General features: G+C 70.0%; 1 protein-coding gene. It reads left to right on the top strand.

The genetic code is table 11. The features are described from left to right. A partial coding sequence (locus F6S12_RS33285; RefSeq protein ID WP_315870059.1) for an alpha/beta hydrolase fold domain-containing protein occupies nt 1-310 on the top strand: 310 nt, incomplete at both ends.

Here is a 310-nt window from a genome sequence, read left to right as displayed (position 1 = left end):
CGCGCCCTTGCTCAGCAGCAGCGACCTGGACTGTTTCCAGGCCCTGTACCTGCCCGGCCCGCAGCAGTGCTCGGCCTATGCCCGGCCGCTGCTGGCGCAACAGTTCGCCGGCCTGCCCGCGGCCTTTATCGCCCTGGCACAGTTCGACCCGCTGCGCGATGACGGCGAGCGTTATCACCAGCACTTGCTCGCAGCCGGTGGGCAAAGCCAGCTGTACCCGGGCCTGGGGCTGGTGCACGGTTGCCTGCGCGCCAGGGGCCTGGCCCCTGAAGTGGACGCCCTGTACAGCGCCCTGCTGGCCTACCTGGAA

This window comes from Pseudomonas sp. JV245A (assembly GCF_032424515.1).
Classification (GTDB): Bacteria; Pseudomonadota; Gammaproteobacteria; order Pseudomonadales; family Pseudomonadaceae; genus Aquipseudomonas; species Aquipseudomonas protegens.
Note: the sequence above shows the minus strand (reverse complement) of the source record. Positions and strands in the feature narration are given on the sequence as shown.